The organism is Microbacterium sp. NPDC055683 (assembly GCF_053617895.1).
The window spans coordinates 1-14338 of sequence record NZ_JBSHGQ010000038.1 but is presented as its reverse complement, the minus strand read 5'-3'; the positions used below and the strand labels follow the sequence as shown (position 1 = coordinate 14338).

General features: G+C 72.8%; 15 protein-coding genes and 1 tRNA gene. 3 read left to right on the top strand and 13 right to left on the bottom strand.

The window, feature by feature from the left end:
• Nucleotides 1-36 precede the first annotated feature (36 nt).
• The 3 genes from ACWGPF_RS13745 to serS form a co-directional block, all read right to left on the bottom strand.
• Nucleotides 37-121 (bottom strand) — tRNA-Ser (locus tag ACWGPF_RS13745).
• Between the two features lie 96 nt (nt 122-217).
• Nucleotides 218-1066, bottom strand: coding sequence for an HAD family hydrolase (locus ACWGPF_RS13740; protein ID WP_452333331.1), 849 nt, complete (start codon nt 1064-1066; stop codon nt 218-220).
• Nucleotides 1063-2343, bottom strand: coding sequence for a serine--tRNA ligase (gene serS, locus ACWGPF_RS13735; protein ID WP_452333330.1), 1281 nt, complete (start codon nt 2341-2343; stop codon nt 1063-1065). The genes ACWGPF_RS13740 and serS overlap by 4 nt, the downstream gene beginning before the upstream one ends.
• Nucleotides 2344-2399: 56 nt before the next feature.
• On the opposite strand from serS, the gene ACWGPF_RS13730 reads away from it, so the two are divergent.
• Both ACWGPF_RS13730 and ACWGPF_RS13725 read left to right on the top strand, forming a co-directional pair.
• Nucleotides 2400-2981 (top strand): GNAT family N-acetyltransferase, encoded by a 582-nt coding sequence (locus tag ACWGPF_RS13730; RefSeq protein ID WP_452333329.1) that lies wholly within the window; start codon nt 2400-2402, stop codon nt 2979-2981.
• A gap of 32 nt (nt 2982-3013) precedes the next feature.
• On the top strand, nt 3014-4006 hold the full coding sequence (locus ACWGPF_RS13725) for a diacylglycerol/lipid kinase family protein (protein WP_452333328.1): 993 nt from the start codon (nt 3014-3016) through the stop codon (nt 4004-4006).
• Nucleotide 4007: 1 nt separating this feature from the next.
• Here the strand turns inward: ACWGPF_RS13725 and cls are convergent, their stop codons facing one another.
• The 8 genes from cls to ACWGPF_RS13685 form a co-directional block, all read right to left on the bottom strand.
• Entirely contained in the window at nt 4008-5468 is a 1461-nt protein-coding gene (cls, locus tag ACWGPF_RS13720) for a cardiolipin synthase (RefSeq protein WP_452333327.1), read from the bottom strand.
• A gap of 50 nt (nt 5469-5518) precedes the next feature.
• Nucleotides 5519-6499: a cation transporter gene (locus ACWGPF_RS13715; protein WP_452333326.1), complete on the bottom strand. Its 981-nt coding sequence runs from the start codon at nt 6497-6499 to the stop codon at nt 5519-5521.
• On the bottom strand, nt 6496-6975 hold the full coding sequence (locus tag ACWGPF_RS13710; protein ID WP_452333325.1) for a hypothetical protein: 480 nt from the start codon (nt 6973-6975) through the stop codon (nt 6496-6498). Before ACWGPF_RS13710 ends, ACWGPF_RS13715 begins: the two co-directional genes overlap by 4 nt.
• Nucleotides 6976-6983: 8 nt before the next feature.
• Nucleotides 6984-7436 (bottom strand): DUF4383 domain-containing protein, encoded by a 453-nt coding sequence (locus ACWGPF_RS13705; RefSeq protein WP_452333324.1) that lies wholly within the window; start codon nt 7434-7436, stop codon nt 6984-6986.
• An 82-nt stretch (nt 7437-7518) separates the two neighbouring features.
• Nucleotides 7519-8613 carry an FAD-dependent oxidoreductase gene (locus ACWGPF_RS13700; RefSeq protein WP_452333323.1) on the bottom strand — a complete coding sequence of 365 codons (1095 nt, stop codon included), beginning with the start codon at nt 8611-8613 and terminating at the stop codon, nt 7519-7521.
• On the bottom strand, nt 8610-9305 hold the full coding sequence (locus ACWGPF_RS13695) for a methyltransferase domain-containing protein (protein ID WP_452333351.1): 696 nt from the start codon (nt 9303-9305) through the stop codon (nt 8610-8612). The genes ACWGPF_RS13700 and ACWGPF_RS13695 overlap by 4 nt, the downstream gene beginning before the upstream one ends.
• Nucleotides 9305-10453 (bottom strand): type III polyketide synthase, encoded by a 1149-nt coding sequence (locus tag ACWGPF_RS13690; RefSeq protein ID WP_452333322.1) that lies wholly within the window; start codon nt 10451-10453, stop codon nt 9305-9307. Before ACWGPF_RS13690 ends, ACWGPF_RS13695 begins: the two co-directional genes overlap by 1 nt.
• Before the next feature lie 64 nt (nt 10454-10517).
• The gene (locus tag ACWGPF_RS13685; protein ID WP_345438515.1) at nt 10518-10694 is read right to left on the bottom strand and encodes a hypothetical protein; all 177 of its coding nucleotides are present in this window, start codon (nt 10692-10694) and stop codon (nt 10518-10520) included.
• Between the two features lie 136 nt (nt 10695-10830).
• On the opposite strand from ACWGPF_RS13685, the gene ACWGPF_RS13680 reads away from it, so the two are divergent.
• The gene (locus ACWGPF_RS13680; protein WP_452333321.1) at nt 10831-11970 is read left to right on the top strand and encodes a DUF4192 family protein; all 1140 of its coding nucleotides are present in this window, start codon (nt 10831-10833) and stop codon (nt 11968-11970) included.
• Between the two features lie 2 nt (nt 11971-11972).
• On the opposite strand, the gene lysS is transcribed toward ACWGPF_RS13680, so the two are convergent.
• On the bottom strand, nt 11973-13493 hold the full coding sequence (gene lysS, locus ACWGPF_RS13675) for a lysine--tRNA ligase (RefSeq protein WP_452333320.1): 1521 nt from the start codon (nt 13491-13493) through the stop codon (nt 11973-11975).
• Nucleotides 13494-13571: 78 nt separating this feature from the next.
• The gene (locus ACWGPF_RS13670; RefSeq protein WP_452333319.1) at nt 13572-14276 is read right to left on the bottom strand and encodes a DUF2520 domain-containing protein; all 705 of its coding nucleotides are present in this window, start codon (nt 14274-14276) and stop codon (nt 13572-13574) included.
• Between the last annotated feature and the right edge of the window lie 62 nt (nt 14277-14338).

The following is a 14338-nucleotide window of genomic DNA, read 5'->3' as shown; positions in this document are numbered from 1 at the left end:
GGCTGGACGAGGTCGCTCCGGCCACGGGGGCCTGGGCGGAGGGTGTGGGATTCGAACCCACGGGACATTTCTGCCCACCGGTTTTCAAGACCGGATCCTTCGGCCGCTCGGACAACCCTCCGTGCCCACGGATGCCCGTGGACTGGCGTCGAGTCTAGTCGACCGGACCTCCCGCCATTGTCGGGGCCGCTCCTGTGCGCGCCCTGGCAGAGCGCCGTCAGCGGATGGTCGAGGTCGCCGCGCCGAGCTGCGACAGGGCGGCGGCCACGCCGCCTCCCTCGACCGAGAGCGTGAGGCGCGACGCGTGCTGCTGCACCTCGAGGGGAGCCTGCCCCATGGCGACGGCCTCGCCGCCTCCGTCTCGCGCCCAGGCGAGCATCTCGACGTCGTTGCGTCCGTCGCCCATCACCACGATGCGAGCCGGGTCGACGTCGAGCAGCGCGCGCACCTTCTCGAGCGCCGTCGCCTTGTTGACGCCCTGCGGCGCGATGTCGAGCCACGCCGACCATCCGACGGCGTACGTGACCTGCTGCAGGCCCATCCGCTCGACGAAGTCGTTGAAGTCGTCGCCGTCGTGCTCGGGCGAGACGACGACGACGCGGGTGACGTGCAGGCCCAGCATCTCGTCGAACGGCACCTGGTGCGCGCCGGGCCGGTTCAGGTCCCAGTCGTCCATGAAGTCGGTGAAGAGCCGCGTGCCGTCGCCGAGCTCGACCATGTAGCTCGCGCCGGGCAGGTGGCCGCGGATGAAGCGCAGCACCTCGGTGGCGTCGAACGTCTCGATCGTGTGCCGGGCGTAGCCGGTCGGCTCGTCGGCGTCGCGCGACATGATCGTCGCGCCGTTCGCGCAGACGACGTACGGCGGGCGGATGTCCAGGCGGTCGAGCACGGGATGCGTCGACTCCCAGCTGCGCCCCGTCGCGAGCGTGACGGCGTGGCCGCGGTCGACGGCCTCGGCCACCGCCTCCTCGACGCCGGGGCTCGACGTCCCGTCCTCGAGCAGCACCGTGCCGTCGATGTCGAGGGCGATGAACAGGCGGTCCGGCTCGGGGACGGGGAGCGTCACGCGATCGGCTCCAGCACCTCGAGGCCGCGCAGGTACGGCCGCAGCGGCTCCGGGACGACGACCGAGCCATCCGGTCGCTGATGCGTCTCGAGGATGGCCACGATCCAGCGGGTGGTCGCGAGCGTGCCGTTGAGGGTCGCGACGGGCTGCGTCCTGCCGCCGTCCGGCCTGTGCCGGATGTCGAGACGACGCGCCTGGTAGGTCGTGCAGTTCGAGGTCGACGTCAGCTCGCGGTACGCGCCCTGCGTGGGGACCCAGGCCTCGGTGTCGTACTTGCGCGCGGCGCTCGATCCGAGGTCGCCCGCCGCGACGTCGATGACGCGGTAGGCGAGCCCGAGCGACTGCAGCATCTGCTCCTCGAGCGCGACGAGGCGGGCGTGCTCGGCCTCCGCCTCCTCCGGCGTCGTGTAGACGAACATCTCGAGCTTGTTGAACTGGTGCACGCGGATGATGCCGCGCGTGTCCTTGCCGTGAGAGCCCGCCTCCCGGCGGTAGCACGTCGACCAGCCGGCGTAGCGGAGGGAGCCGTCCTGCAGGTCGACGATCTCGTCCTTGTGGTAGCCGGCGAGCGCGACCTCGCTCGTGCCGACGAGGTAGAGGTCGTCCTCCTCGAGCCGGTAGATCTCGTCGGCGTGCGCGCCGAGGAAGCCCGTGCCCGCCATGATGTCGGGCCGCACGAGCGTCGGCGTGATCATGGGCGTGAAGCCGTTGTCGAGGGCCGTGTCGAGGGCGTAGTTCATGAGCGCGAGCTCGAGCCGCGCGCCGACCCCCTTCAGGAAGTAGAAGCGCGCCCCCGAGACCTTCGCGCCGCGCTCCATGTCGATCGCGCCGAGCTTCTCGCCGAGCGCGAGGTGGTCGAGCGGGCCGTCGGGGAAATCGGCCGGGTCGAAGGTCGGGATGTCGCCGACGCGCCGCAGCTCGACGAAGTCGTCCTCGCCCCCCGCCGGCACGCCGTCGATGACGACGTTCTGGATGGCGTCGAGCGCCGTGCGGGCGGCCTCCTCCGCCTCGTTCGCGGCCTGCTGCGCGGTCTTGACGCGGTCGGCGAGCTCCTTCGCCTGCGCGACGAGGGCGGCCTTCTCGTCCTTCGGCGCCTTCGCCACGCGCTTGCCGAACGCGTTCTGCTCGGCACGCAGCTCCTCGAACGCCGTGATCGCCGACCGGCGCGACGCGTCTGCGGCGAGCGCGGCGTCGACGGTCTCGGGCGAGTTGCCTCGGGCGACCTGGGAACGCCGGACGAGTTCGGGGTCTTCGCGGAGCAGAACGGGGTCGATCACCCTCCGAGTCTAGGCGTGTCGCCCGCGCCGGAAGGGACGGCCGTATCGTGGGGCGCATGTCCGATCCCCTCGACGCCGTCGACTGGCCCATCCGCACCGAGCGCCTCGTCATCCGGCGGGCGACGGCCGACGACGCCGAGGCGCTGTGGCGCCATCGTCGGCTGCCCGAGGTGACCATGTGGATCACGAACGGGCCATCCGATCTCGAGGAATTCCGAGCGCACCTCGTGCAGCCCGAACGGCTCGCCATGACGCTCGTCATCGAGCTCGTGGAGCCGGATGGCCCTCTCGTCATCGGCGACGTCATGCTCCGCGTCGAGGACGGCTGGGCGCAGCGCGAGGTCGCCGAGCTCGCGCGCGGCACCGAGGCCGAGCTCGGCTGGACGCTGCACCCCGGCCACTCCGGTCGCGGCTACGCGACCGAGGCCGTCCGCGCCGTGATCGCGACGTGCTTCGGGGCGCTCGGGCTGCGCCGCGTCCACGCGGGGTGCTTCGCGGCGAACGAGCCGTCGTGGCGCCTGATGGAGCGCGTCGGGATGGTGCGGGAGGAGTTCAGCCGCAAGACCGGGCTGCACCGCTCCGGCGTCTGGATGGACGGCATGCACTACGGGGTCCTGGCGGAGGACTGGACGGGCTGAGCCCGCGGCCGTCCGCCACCTAGAGTGTGAGCATGACCGCCCACGACGCCTCCGCGAAGCGGGCGGCGCTCGTCTACAACCCCGTGAAGGTCGCCTCGGCCGACGCCCTGCGGTCGGCCGTGACGCTGCTCTCGCACGAGGCCGGATGGCTGCCGCCGCTCGTCTTCGAGACCACGGTGGACGACCCGGGCCAGGCCGTCACGCGGCGCGCGCTCGACGAGGGGGTGGCCGTCGTGCTCGTGGCGGGTGGAGACGGCACCGTGCGCGCCGTCTCGGAGGCGATGAACGGGACGGGAGTGCGGCTCGCGATCGTCCCGAGCGGCACGGGCAACCTCCTCGCCCGCAACCTGCGCCTTCCGCTCGCCGACCCCGACGAGATGGTGCGCGCGGCGATCGAGGGCGACACCGCCGCCGTCGACATCGGCATCGCGCGGCTGCGCAGGCCCGACGGGGCCGTCGAGGACCACGCGTTCGTCGTCATGGCGGGCATCGGGCTCGACGCCGCCATGATCGCCAACACGAGCCCTCGTCTCAAGAAGCAGGTCGGGTGGGTGGCGTACGTCGACGGCGCCGCGCGGTCGCTCCCCGGCGCGCACCCGTTCCGCGTCGTCTACCAGGTCGATGGCGGCAAGCTCCACGCCGCCAAGGTGCAGAGCGTCCTGTTCGCCAACTGCGGCACGCTCCCCGCCGGCATCGAGCTCATCCCCGAGGCGTCGATCGCCGACGGACGGCTCGACATCGCGCTCATCCAGCCGTCGGGGCCCTTCGGCTGGCTCGGCGTGTTCCGCAAGGTGTGGTGGGACAACTCCGTGCTGCGCCGCTCGCGTCTCGGCCGGCGCGTGATCGAGAGGCGCCACGACACCTCCGTCCGGTTCCTTCAGGGGCGCTCCGTCGAGGCGGCGGCGGTCGAGGCGCAGCCGGTCGAGCTCGACGGCGACGAGTTCGGCGAGGCGGTGCGCCTGCTCTGCCGTGTCGACGAGGGCGGCCTGCTGCTCGCGGTGCCGAGGGGCCATCCGCCCCTCTGAATCATTGGAGCGCCGATGTGAGCCGCGCGAGGTTGTCGAGCACCTGGCTCCAGAACGGGCGCCGCACCCATTCGACGAGGTCGAGCCGCTTCGAGCGCGCGCGGTAGTCGTCCTCGACGCTCCGCAGCTGCTGCACGAACTCCTCGCCGCGCACGAGCAGCGACACCTCGAAGTTGAGGCCGAACGAGCGCATGTCCATGTTGCTCGACCCGATGACGGCGACCTCGTCGTCGATCGACAGCGTCTTGGTGTGCAGGATGTAGGGCGGCGGGAAGAGGTAGATCTTCACCCCGGCCGTGAGCAGCGTCTCGTAGTAGCTGCGCTGCGCATGGAAGACCATGGCCTGGTCGCTGATCTCCGACACGAACAGCTCCACGCGCACGCCGCGCGAGACGGCGGCGCTCACGGCGAGCATGAGCGCCTCGTCCGGAACGAAGTAGGGGCTGATCATGATGATCTTGTCCTGCGCCGCGTACATCAGGCCCAGGAACAGGCGCAGGTTGTTCTCGACCTCGAACCCGGGGCCCGACGGCACCACCTGGCAGTCGAGGTCGCCCGTGCCGTCGTCCATCTCGCGCAGGTCGACGCCCGCCGGCGTCTCGCCCGTCTCGCTGTAGTAGTCGCTGAGGAACACGGCGTCGACGCTCGACACGACCGGCCCGTCGAGCCGCACCATGAGATCGACCCACTGCAGCCCGCGCCGGATGTTCGCCTTCACGTTGTAGCTCGCGTCGGTGACGTTCTGCGAGCCGAGGTACGCGACCTCCCCGTCGACGACCAGGAGCTTGCGGTGGTTGCGCAGGTCGGGCCGCTGCCAGCGCCCGCCGAGGGGCCGCAGGGGCAGCAGGTAGTGCCAGTCGGCGCCCATGCGGGTGAGGCGGTCGCGCGTCCTCCTGTGGAGCGGCTTCGACAGGTTCGCCCAGTGGTCCATGAGCACGCGCACCTCCACGCCGCGCGCGCACGCCTCCTCGAGCGCCCGGAAGAAGTTCTCCGTCGACCGGTCGGACTTGAAGATGTAGAACTCGACGTGCACATAGCGCTGCGCGCGCCGGATGGCCTCGGCCATCGCGTCGAGGCTCTCCTGGTACCCCGTGATGAGGCGGACGCCGTTGTCGCCGGAGATCGGGAGGGCGCCGAGCTCGCGGTTCATGCGCACGAGTGCGCTGAACCACGCGGGCTCGTGCGGGCGCAGCGTGCCCCGTTCGAGGCTCTCGTTCGCCTCGCGGAGCACGGCGTTGATCTCCGTCTGCATCCGACGGCGCTTGCGCGGCAGCCGCGGGTTGCCGATGAGGAGGAAGAGGAGCAGCCCGGGGATCGGGAGGAGGAAGATCGCGAGCAGCCACGCCATGGCGGATGTCGGCTTGCGGTTGCGCGGGATGATGATGAGCGCGAGCACGCGGACGATGATGTCGACGACGGTGTACGCGCCGATCCAGAAGGCAGAGCTGATGAGCCAGTCCACGCCGCTCCCCTCCGTTCGCCCCAGCCTATCGAAGGGCGGCTTTCGGGCGTCTATCGTCCGGGGTCGGCCTCGTCGGGGAGGTGCGCGACGGGGATCACCTGCACGTCCTGGACCTTCCAGTCCAGCGCGGCGATCGACTCGGCCGCGCGCGTCAGGTCGTCCACGCGCACGCCGCGTCGTCGCGGCACGGCGAAGGCCTCGATGTGGAGCACCTGCCCCTGATCGCGCACGCGGACCGCGGCATCCCGCACCCAGTGCGCCTGACGCAGGCGCGAGACCGCCGCGGCGGCGAGGGGGTGCGGCTCGGCGTCGTCGTACGTGCGGGCGCGCCGGTCCATGAGGTCGACGACGGCCGCGCGCGTGTTGCGCACGCCGTCCCACACGATGCCCGCGGAGATGACGAGAGCGGCGGCGCCGTCGAGCCACCACACGCCGAGACCCACGCCGAGCACCCCGACGACCGACGAGACGGTCGTCTGCCAGTCGGCCTTCGCCATGTCGGCGTCGGCGTGCAGCAGCTTGTTGTGCAGCACGGGAGCGAGCTTCGCCTTCGCGGGGCCGTAGAGGAACACCGGCCCCACGATGATGAGCAGCATGACGGCGATCATGAGCCAGCCGAGCCAGATGGTGTGCCCGAAGAGGGCGACCGTGCCGATCGTGGGGTGCTCGCCCGACACGAGGGAGACGACGGCCTCCACGGCGAGGTTCGCGCCGACTGCGAGGAGCGCGACGCCCGCGACGAGATGGCCGACGCCCATGGCGCGGTGCTTGCCGTACGGGTACTCCCTGGTCGGGGGCTTCCGCACGAACGGCAGCGCCGCGAGGAAGGCGAACTGCGGGATGAGCGACAGCATGTCCTCGATCCATGCCGTGCGCATGGCCTGCGAGCCGCCGACGACGAAGGCCAGCAGCGCGATCGTCGCGGCCGTGTAGCAGATCGTGAAGACCTCCCACCGGACGGCTCGGCGGAGCGCGTCGCGCTGCTCGGCCGGCAGGTCGGTGCGGCCGAAGTGATGCCACCGGACGTTCACGCGCCGGCCTCCGCATCGAGGTGCGCCTCGAGCGCCGCGAGGAGGCGGTTCTCGCCGAGCGGCACGAGGAGGACGACGGGGCGCCCCTCGGCGCCGGGCAGGTCGGGGTAGCCGCATGTGAGGCCCGCGCGGTCGATCCACGGCGAGGCGTCGGTGAATCCCCCGACGGCGATGTCGATGTCACCCGTCTCCAGCATTCCGACGAGCGTCTCCTCGCTGCCCTCCGTCCACGTGACGCCGACGCCGATCCCGTCCGCGAAGCGCTCCACGACGTCGGCGAGGGGTCCCGTCGCCGCGCCCGCGTCGACCTCGACGAGTCCCGGCTCGTCGGATGCGCCGACGGCGAGCACCCCGGCGGCGACGACGGCGTCGAGCGTGCCGTCGGGGTCCTCGGGGATGCGCAGGCCGCACGCGCTCGTCGCGAGGACAGCGGCGAGCGCGGCGACGGCGCCGATCCGCCGGACCGACGCCGTCACGACGCGCCTCACACCCGTCGGCGGGCGTCCCGGCCGAGGAGAGCGCCCGCCGCGATCATGACGACCGCGAGACCCAGGTGGAGCCAGTTGTCCGCACTGTTGAGCGGCACGAAATTCGCCGCGTGGTCGTGCGGCACCACGAGGCCGTAGACGAACAGTGCGAGGTAGAGCACGCCGCCCACGATCAGGTATCCCCGCGATCCGGGCGCGGAGCCCGCGAGCGCGAGTCCTGCGACGCCGAACATCACGTGCACGAGGTTGTGCAGGATCGACACCTGGAAGATGCCGAGGAGCATGGCCCCCGACGTGTGGCTCGCGATCTCCAGCGACCCGATGTCGGTCGTGAGCCCGGGGATGAACCCTGCGATGCCGACCAGGAGGAAGACGACCCCGAAGACGAGGGCGACCTTCTGGACGGGCGTGCCCGCGTAGCGGACCCTGCTGACGGTGGTGTCGCTCATGTGCTGCTCCTCTCGACGTCTCCCCCGCGAACAGCAGACCGCGTCCGAACCGGCGAGGGCAGGGGCTTGACAGCGTGCGCGCTCACAGGCCGCGCATGGTGAAGGCGCCCTCCGCGGCGCGGCGCGCGGGAGGCAGCGCGATCATCCGCACGGCCGCGTCGCGGACGAGCAGCGCGGCGCCCGATCTCGGAGCACCCATCGCCATGTTGAAGCGCGCGCGCCGCTGCGCGAGGAGGGCGGCCTCGCGGCGCGCATCCGCATACGCCGCCCACGGCTCCGCGCGCCCGCGGCCGTCGCCTGCGGCTTCGGCGAACGCGGCCGCGTCGAGCCACCCGAGGTTCATCCCCTGACCGCCGATGGGGCTCATCTCGTGCGCCGCGTCGCCGACGAGCACGACCCGCCCGCGGGCGAACCGCTCGGCGATACGCTGACGGGCCGCGAACGGGCTCGGCTCGCCGAGGGCGCTCAGGACGGCGCCCGTGCGTGCGCGGACGACGGCCGCGAAGCCCGCGCGGGAACGGGCGGCCGGGTCGTCGGTGCGCACGACCCAGCGGCGGCGGCCTCCCGGCAGCGGGAAGGACTCCACCACGCCCTCCGCCTCCAGGTGGATGACCGCGACAGCGCCGGATCCGGTGTCGTCGGCCGCATCGGCCATGACGAATGCGACATCGGGATCGCGGCGCTCCCATCGGATGCCGGCCGCCTCGCGCACGAGGCTGCGGGCGCCGTCCGCTCCGACGAGGACCCGCACTGACGCCCCGCCCCGGCTGTCCTCGATCTCGACCGCGTCGGGCGCCAGGTGGACCGCCTCGACCTCGACGCCGCGCGAGAGCGCCCGCGGGGCGAGCTCCCGAAGGCGCGCTTCGAGGAGCCGCTCCGTGCGGTCCTGCGTGAGCGAGAGCACGGAATCGCGGAACCGGAGGCGGCCGAGCGTGCGGCCTCGGCGGAGCGCCGCGCCGCCCGGGATGGCCACGGCCTCGGCTCTCACGGCGTCGCCGATCCCGACGGCGTCGAGCACGGCGAGCCCGGGAGGGTGGATGCCGATGGCGCGGGTGAGCGGCGACGGCGCCTCCGCGCGCTCCCGCACGACGACGTCGACGCCGCGCTGCGCGAGCAGACATGCGAGCACGAGGCCGACGGGTCCGCCGCCGACGACCGCGACGTCGTGCGCGCTCATCGTGCGCGCACCGCCTCGACGCGCCACGGCCATCCGCGCCGCACCTCCCAGCCGTCCGGCACGAGAGCGGAGAGCTCGCGCGCCGTGCGGCTGCGGCGGATGGAGGTGAGCCCGTCGGGGCGGATGAACGTGCCGCGCAGCAGCCAGGGCTGGAACGGCAGCGTGGCGAGCGCGAACACGGCGAAGGCGAGCCCCGACCGGGCGATGTCGCGGTGGACCGCGACGCCGCCGGGCCGCAGGAGCCGGTCCGACACGCGCAGGAGCTCCACCACCTCGTCGTCCGCGAGGTGGTGGAGGACGTGGTTCGAGTGCACCACGTCGAACCGCTCGCCCGCGTCGAGCACGGCCTCCGCGGTCATCTGCCGGATGCGCAGGCCGTGCTGATGCGGCCCGCGCATCGCCCACCCGTACGCGCGCGGGTCGGGGTCGATCGCGAGGATGTCGAGCGGGTGCGCGGCGCCGCGCGCCCACCGGGCGGCGGCGCGCGGGAAGTCTCCCCCGCCCGTGCCGATGTCGAGCAGGCGGACGCCTCCCGTGCGCAGTCGCGGCCCGATCCACCGCGCGTAGGTGCGCCGGGGAGCGGCCACGACGGCGTTGACGATGCCGAATCGGGCATACGTCCGATCGAGCCGGACGGGATCGCATGCCGGGTCGTCCATGAGCTCGCGGACGTCGGCATCCCGCCCGCGCATCACGAGCCCCGGATGGTGAGGAGCGCGGACTCGACCGTCAGGCCGGGTCCGAACGCCATCGCGGCGACCCGCTCTCCCGCCGCAGCGGCGGGAGAGTCGAGGATGTGCCGCAGCACGAACAGCACGGTCGCGCTCGACATGTTGCCGAAGTCTCGCAGGGTCGCCCGCGCCGGGACGAGCTGCGCCTCGTCGAGGTGGAGCGACGCCTCGACGCGGTCGAGGATGCTCCGCCCGCCCGGATGCACGGCCCAGTGCGGGATGGCCGCGCCCGCCGCCCCGTCGTCGAGCGCGCGCGCGAGCGCCGGCTCGGGGGCGAGAAGGGGGCGGACGGCGTCGACGACGTGACGCCCGAGGATGGCCGGGACGGCGTTCGACAGCACCATCTCGAAGCCGTGGTCGCCGATGCGCCATGCCATGTCGCCCTCGCCCTCCGGCGCGACGCGCGACGCGAAGCGGTCGAGTTCGAAGCCCGGCTCGTCCGACCCGACGGGCCGAGCCGTCACGAGGGCGGCGCCAGCGCCGTCCGAGAAGAGCGAGGTGGCGACGATCGTGTCGGGGTCGTCGGAGGGCCGCAGGTGCAGCGTGCAGAGCTCGACGCTGATGACGAGGACGACGGCGTCGGGATCGGCCAGGCACAGCTGCGTCGCGAGCCGGAGCGCCGGCAGCGACGCGTAGCACCCCATGAAGCCGAGGTGGAATCGCTGCACGTCGGCGGGCAGGCCGAGGTCGCGCGCGACGACGAAGTCGGGTCCTGGCGCATAGAAGCCGGTGCACGAGACGGTGATGACGTGGGTGACGTCGTCGGCGCCGAGCGCCCGCTGCTGCGCGAGCGCGGCGCGCCCCGCGTCGACGTAGAGGCGGGTGGCCTCGCGGATGTAGATCTCGTTTCGCGCCTTCGTGCCGGGAGAGCGCAGCTCGCGCGTCTCGCGGTCGTAGAAGAGCGGCTCGCCGCCGTCGGGATCGCCGCCGCCCAGCTCGCGCAGCACGGTATGGCGGCGCTCGATGCCCGAGACGCCGAACGACGTCGTGACGAGGCGCTGCGCGAGCCGCGATTGGCCGGGCTGCGCGGCGAAGACGTCGCGCACCTCGTCCTGATGCAGCACGGTCGGAGGGACGAGGGTCGCGAGACCGAGGAGGGTGACCGTCATGCCGCGAACGTATCCGCGAGCGTGCAGCGGCGACAGGGGGTTGCTTTCCCGCGCCGCTCCGGGATCAGCCCTCGCGGGGAGGCAGGCCGCGCCTGGCGCGCTCCTCCGCCTCGATCTCGCCGTACACACGGCGCTCGGTGCGGTCGAACTTCAGGATGTTGCGGAGGATCAGCCAGAAGACGATCGCGATGACGACGGTGGGCGCGAGCGACCACAGCGCCGCCATCCAGAAACTGTCCACGCCGCCATCGTACGCGGCGGGCCGGAGGGCTTCCTGGGGGCGTCCTCCCGTCCACAGGTCGCGCGGGCCCGGCGCGCCGGCCATCCCGGCTGTGGACACCCGCCCGCACGCCGCCCGCCCGGGCCAGCCTCTGACCATGACCACGATCATCCGCGCCCGCGACGCCCGCTCGTTCCTCTCGCTCCTCCCCCACGTCTGCGGCTACCGCCCGCGTCGCAGCCTCCTCGTCGTCCCGTTCGAGGACGGTCGCACGGCCGGCGCCGCCCGCATCGACCTGCCGGAGCGGCCGGAGCAGTGGCCCGAGGCCGTCGCCGTCGCGCTCGGCATGATGTGCCGCCTGCGCGACGTGACGCAGTTCGCCGCCGTCGTCTACACCGACGAGCCCCTCGTGGGCGCCGACGGGATGGCGTTCGCGGGCCTCGTCGAGGCACTCCGCGAGCGCGCCGACCACTGCGGGCTCGAGGTGAGGGATGCGCTGTGCGTCGCGGCCGACGGATGGGGCGCCTACGCCGACGGGCGGCCGACGCCGCGCCCGCTCGAGGAGATCGCCCACGAAGGCGCCGTTCCCGGCGGCGACGACGTGCTGCCCGACCAGGGTGCGGGGATCGCCCCGCCCGCCGTCGACCTCGCCGAGCGCGAGCGCCTCGGGCGGGCGCATCTCGAGCTCGGTCGCGCATTGGCCGTCATCGTGGGCGACGACCATCCGGGGACCAGCGCGATCGGCGCGGCGTCGAGCCGCGGCATCCCTCCTCGAGCGCTCGCGACCGCGTGCTTCGCCGCCGATCTGCCCGTCGTCTTCGAGGAGTGCCTCGAATGGGACACGGACGACCTCGACCCGTACCTCGCCGCGCTCCTCGTCTGGGCGCTCGAGCGGCCGTGCTTCCGCGATGTCGCGCTCTCGCAGTGGAGCAGCGACCTGCAGGAGGGGTGGGACGTCCTCGACCTCAACGAGCGATGGGCCGACGGCGACGACTCCCTGCCCGACGGACCGCTGCGACTCAAGGGAGAGGGACCCCGCCCCGATCCCGACCGACTCGAACGCGCGCTCGCCCTCGTGCAGCGGCTCGCGGCCTCCGCGCCCGGCCGTTCGCGCGCGGGGGCGCTCGCGTCGGCTGCCTGGCTCATGTGGGCTCTCGGCCACGGCACGCACGCCCTCGCGTATGCGCGGCAGGCGCTCGCCGTCGACGACCAGCACGGACTCGCGCAGCTCGTCGGGGCCATGGCCTCGCACGGCATGCTGCCGGAGTGGGCGTTCGAGCGGCCGGGGGCCGCGTGAGGCTACTTGACGAGCGGGAAGAGGATGGTCTCGCGGATGCCCAGGCCCGTGATGGCCATCAGGAGGCGGTCGATGCCCATGCCCATCCCGCCCGTCGGCGGCATGCCGTGCTCGAGGGCGCGGAGGAACTCCTCGTCGATGCGCATGGCCTCGTCGTCGCCGCGGTCGGCGAGCTTCGCCTGCTCGACGAAGCGCTCACGCTGGATGACGGGGTCCACGAGCTCGGAGTACCCGGTGGCGAGCTCGAAGCCGCGCACGTACAGGTCCCACTTCTCCACGACGCCGGGGATCGACCGGTGCTCGCGCACGAGCGGGCTCGTGTCGAGGGGGAAGTCCATGACGAACGTCGGGCGCGTGAGGTGCTGCTTGACGAAGTGCTCCCACAGCTCCTCGACGAGCTTGCCGTGCGTGGCGTGCGGCGGCACCTCCACGCCGTTCGCCGCGGCGAGGGCGAGCAGCTCGCCGAGCGGCGTCTCGGGCGTCACCTCGACGCCGGCGGCCTCCGACAGCGAGGGGTACATCGAGACGCGCTCCCACTGGCCGCCGAGATCGAACTCGGTGCCGTCCGCCCAGGTCACGGTCGTCGAGCCCGCCACGGCGACGGCGGCGTTCTGGATGAGCTCCTGCGTGAGGTCGGCGATGCCGTTGTAGTCGCTGTAGGCCTGGTAGGCCTCGAGCATGGCGAACTCGGGGCTGTGCGTCGAGTCGGCACCCTCGTTGCGGAAGTTGCGGTTGATCTCGAACACGCGGTCGATGCCGCCGACGACGGCGCGCTTGAGGTAGAGCTCGGGCGCGATGCGCAGGTAGAGCTCGGTGTCGAAGGCGTTCGAGTGGGTGATGAACGGCCGGGCCGTCGCGCCGCCCGGCTGCACCTGCAGCATGGGGGTCTCGACCTCGACGAAGTCGTGGCCCTCGAACGTCGCGCGGAGGCTGGCGTTGACCTTCGCCCGCGCGCGGACGGTGTCGCGCGCCTGGTCGCGCACGATGAGATCGAGGAACCGGCTGCGCACGCGGCTCTCCTCGCTGAGCTCGGAGTGCAGGTTCGGCAGCGGCAGGACGGCCTTGGCCGCGATGGCCCACTCGGTCACCATGATGGAGAGCTCGCCGCGGCGGCTCGAGATCACCTCGCCCGACACGAAGACGTGGTCGCCGAGATCGACGATCTCCTTCCATGCCGCGAGCGAGTCGTCGCCCACGTTGGCGAGCGACACCATCGCCTGGATGCGGGACCCGTCGCCGGACTGCAGGCTCGCGAAGCACAGCTTGCCGGTGTTGCGGCTGAAGACGACGCGGCCTGCGACGCCCGCCGTCGTGCCCGTCTCGGCGCCGGCCTCGAGCGCGCCGTACTCGGCGCGCAGGGCCGGGATGGTCGTCGTCACGGGAACCGACACCGGGTACGCGCCGCCCGCCGCGCTCTCGCGCTCCGCGACGAGCCGCTCACGCTTCGCCAGTCGCACCGCCTTCTGCTCGAAGATGTCGTCCTCGGGCGTCTCGGGGGCGTTCTCGACGGGCGTTTCAGACATGCGGGGGCTCCTCGGGGAAAGTCTGCGACCAGTCTAGTCGGCCCCTCTGCGCCTCCCCTGGCGCGCCGTCCGCCCCCGTCAGTCGTCGAGCGGCAGGTCGGGGATGGCGGGTGTCGCCTCGGTGAGCGCCTGGTCGACCGTCGACCGGACGAGCGCGGAGAGGTAGCCGCCGGGGTTCTCGACGCCGATGCCGCGCAGCAGCGCCGTCGCCTGATGGACGATCTGCCGGGAGAACGCGGATGCCGTCTCGATCGCCTCCGCGTACGCTGCGCGGTCGGTCTCGGCGACGACGACGGGCTCGCATCCGAGCTCGACGGCGAGCGCCTGCGCGATCGGCAGCACGGCGGGTGGCGCCGTCACCGCCGCATACGACGCGGCGAGCTGGCGCAGGTCGACGCTCGTGCCTGTGAACGCCATCGCGGGGTGCACGGCGAGCGGGATGGCCCCCTTCTCGGCCGCCGGCCGCAGCACCTCGATGCCGTGGGAGGCGTCCGTGTGGAGGACGAGCTGGCCGAGCTGCCACGCGCCGACCTCGGCGAGCCCGGCCACGAGAGCCGCCAGCTCCGCGCGCGGCACGGCGAGCACGACGAGCTCGCTGCGCCGCACCACCTCGAGCGCGTCGAGCACGGGTGCGCCCGGCAGGACGGCGGACGCGCGGTCGTCGTCGGACCCGCGCGTGATCCCCGTGATCGCGTGTCCCGCACCGGCGAGCGCGGCGCCGATGACGGGCCCGACCCGACCCGCGCCGATGATCCCGACACCCAGCCGTCCGTCGCGTCGCACGGCCTCGACCCTACGCGACCCCGCCGGCCGCGCGCGACCGGGACCACCGCTCGCCGACGGCG

What these genes read in the sequence shown, in the direction of transcription:
- ACWGPF_RS13730 (WP_452333329.1), top strand. Translation starts at nt 2,400, where the DNA reads ATGTCCGATCCCCTCGACGCCGTCGACTGGCCCATCCGCACCGAGCGC.
- ACWGPF_RS13725 (WP_452333328.1), top strand. Translation starts at nt 3,014, where the DNA reads ATGACCGCCCACGACGCCTCCGCGAAGCGGGCGGCGCTCGTCTACAAC.
- ACWGPF_RS13705 (WP_452333324.1), bottom strand. Translation starts at nt 7,436, where the DNA reads ATGAGCGACACCACCGTCAGCAGGGTCCGCTACGCGGGCACGCCCGTC.
- ACWGPF_RS13700 (WP_452333323.1), bottom strand. Translation starts at nt 8,613, where the DNA reads ATGAGCGCGCACGACGTCGCGGTCGTCGGCGGCGGACCCGTCGGCCTC.
- ACWGPF_RS13695 (WP_452333351.1), bottom strand. Translation starts at nt 9,305, where the DNA reads ATGCGCGGGCGGGATGCCGACGTCCGCGAGCTCATGGACGACCCGGCA.
- ACWGPF_RS13690 (WP_452333322.1), bottom strand. Translation starts at nt 10,453, where the DNA reads ATGACGGTCACCCTCCTCGGTCTCGCGACCCTCGTCCCTCCGACCGTG.
- ACWGPF_RS13680 (WP_452333321.1), top strand. Translation starts at nt 10,831, where the DNA reads ATGACCACGATCATCCGCGCCCGCGACGCCCGCTCGTTCCTCTCGCTC.
- lysS (WP_452333320.1), bottom strand. Translation starts at nt 13,493, where the DNA reads ATGTCTGAAACGCCCGTCGAGAACGCCCCCGAGACGCCCGAGGACGAC.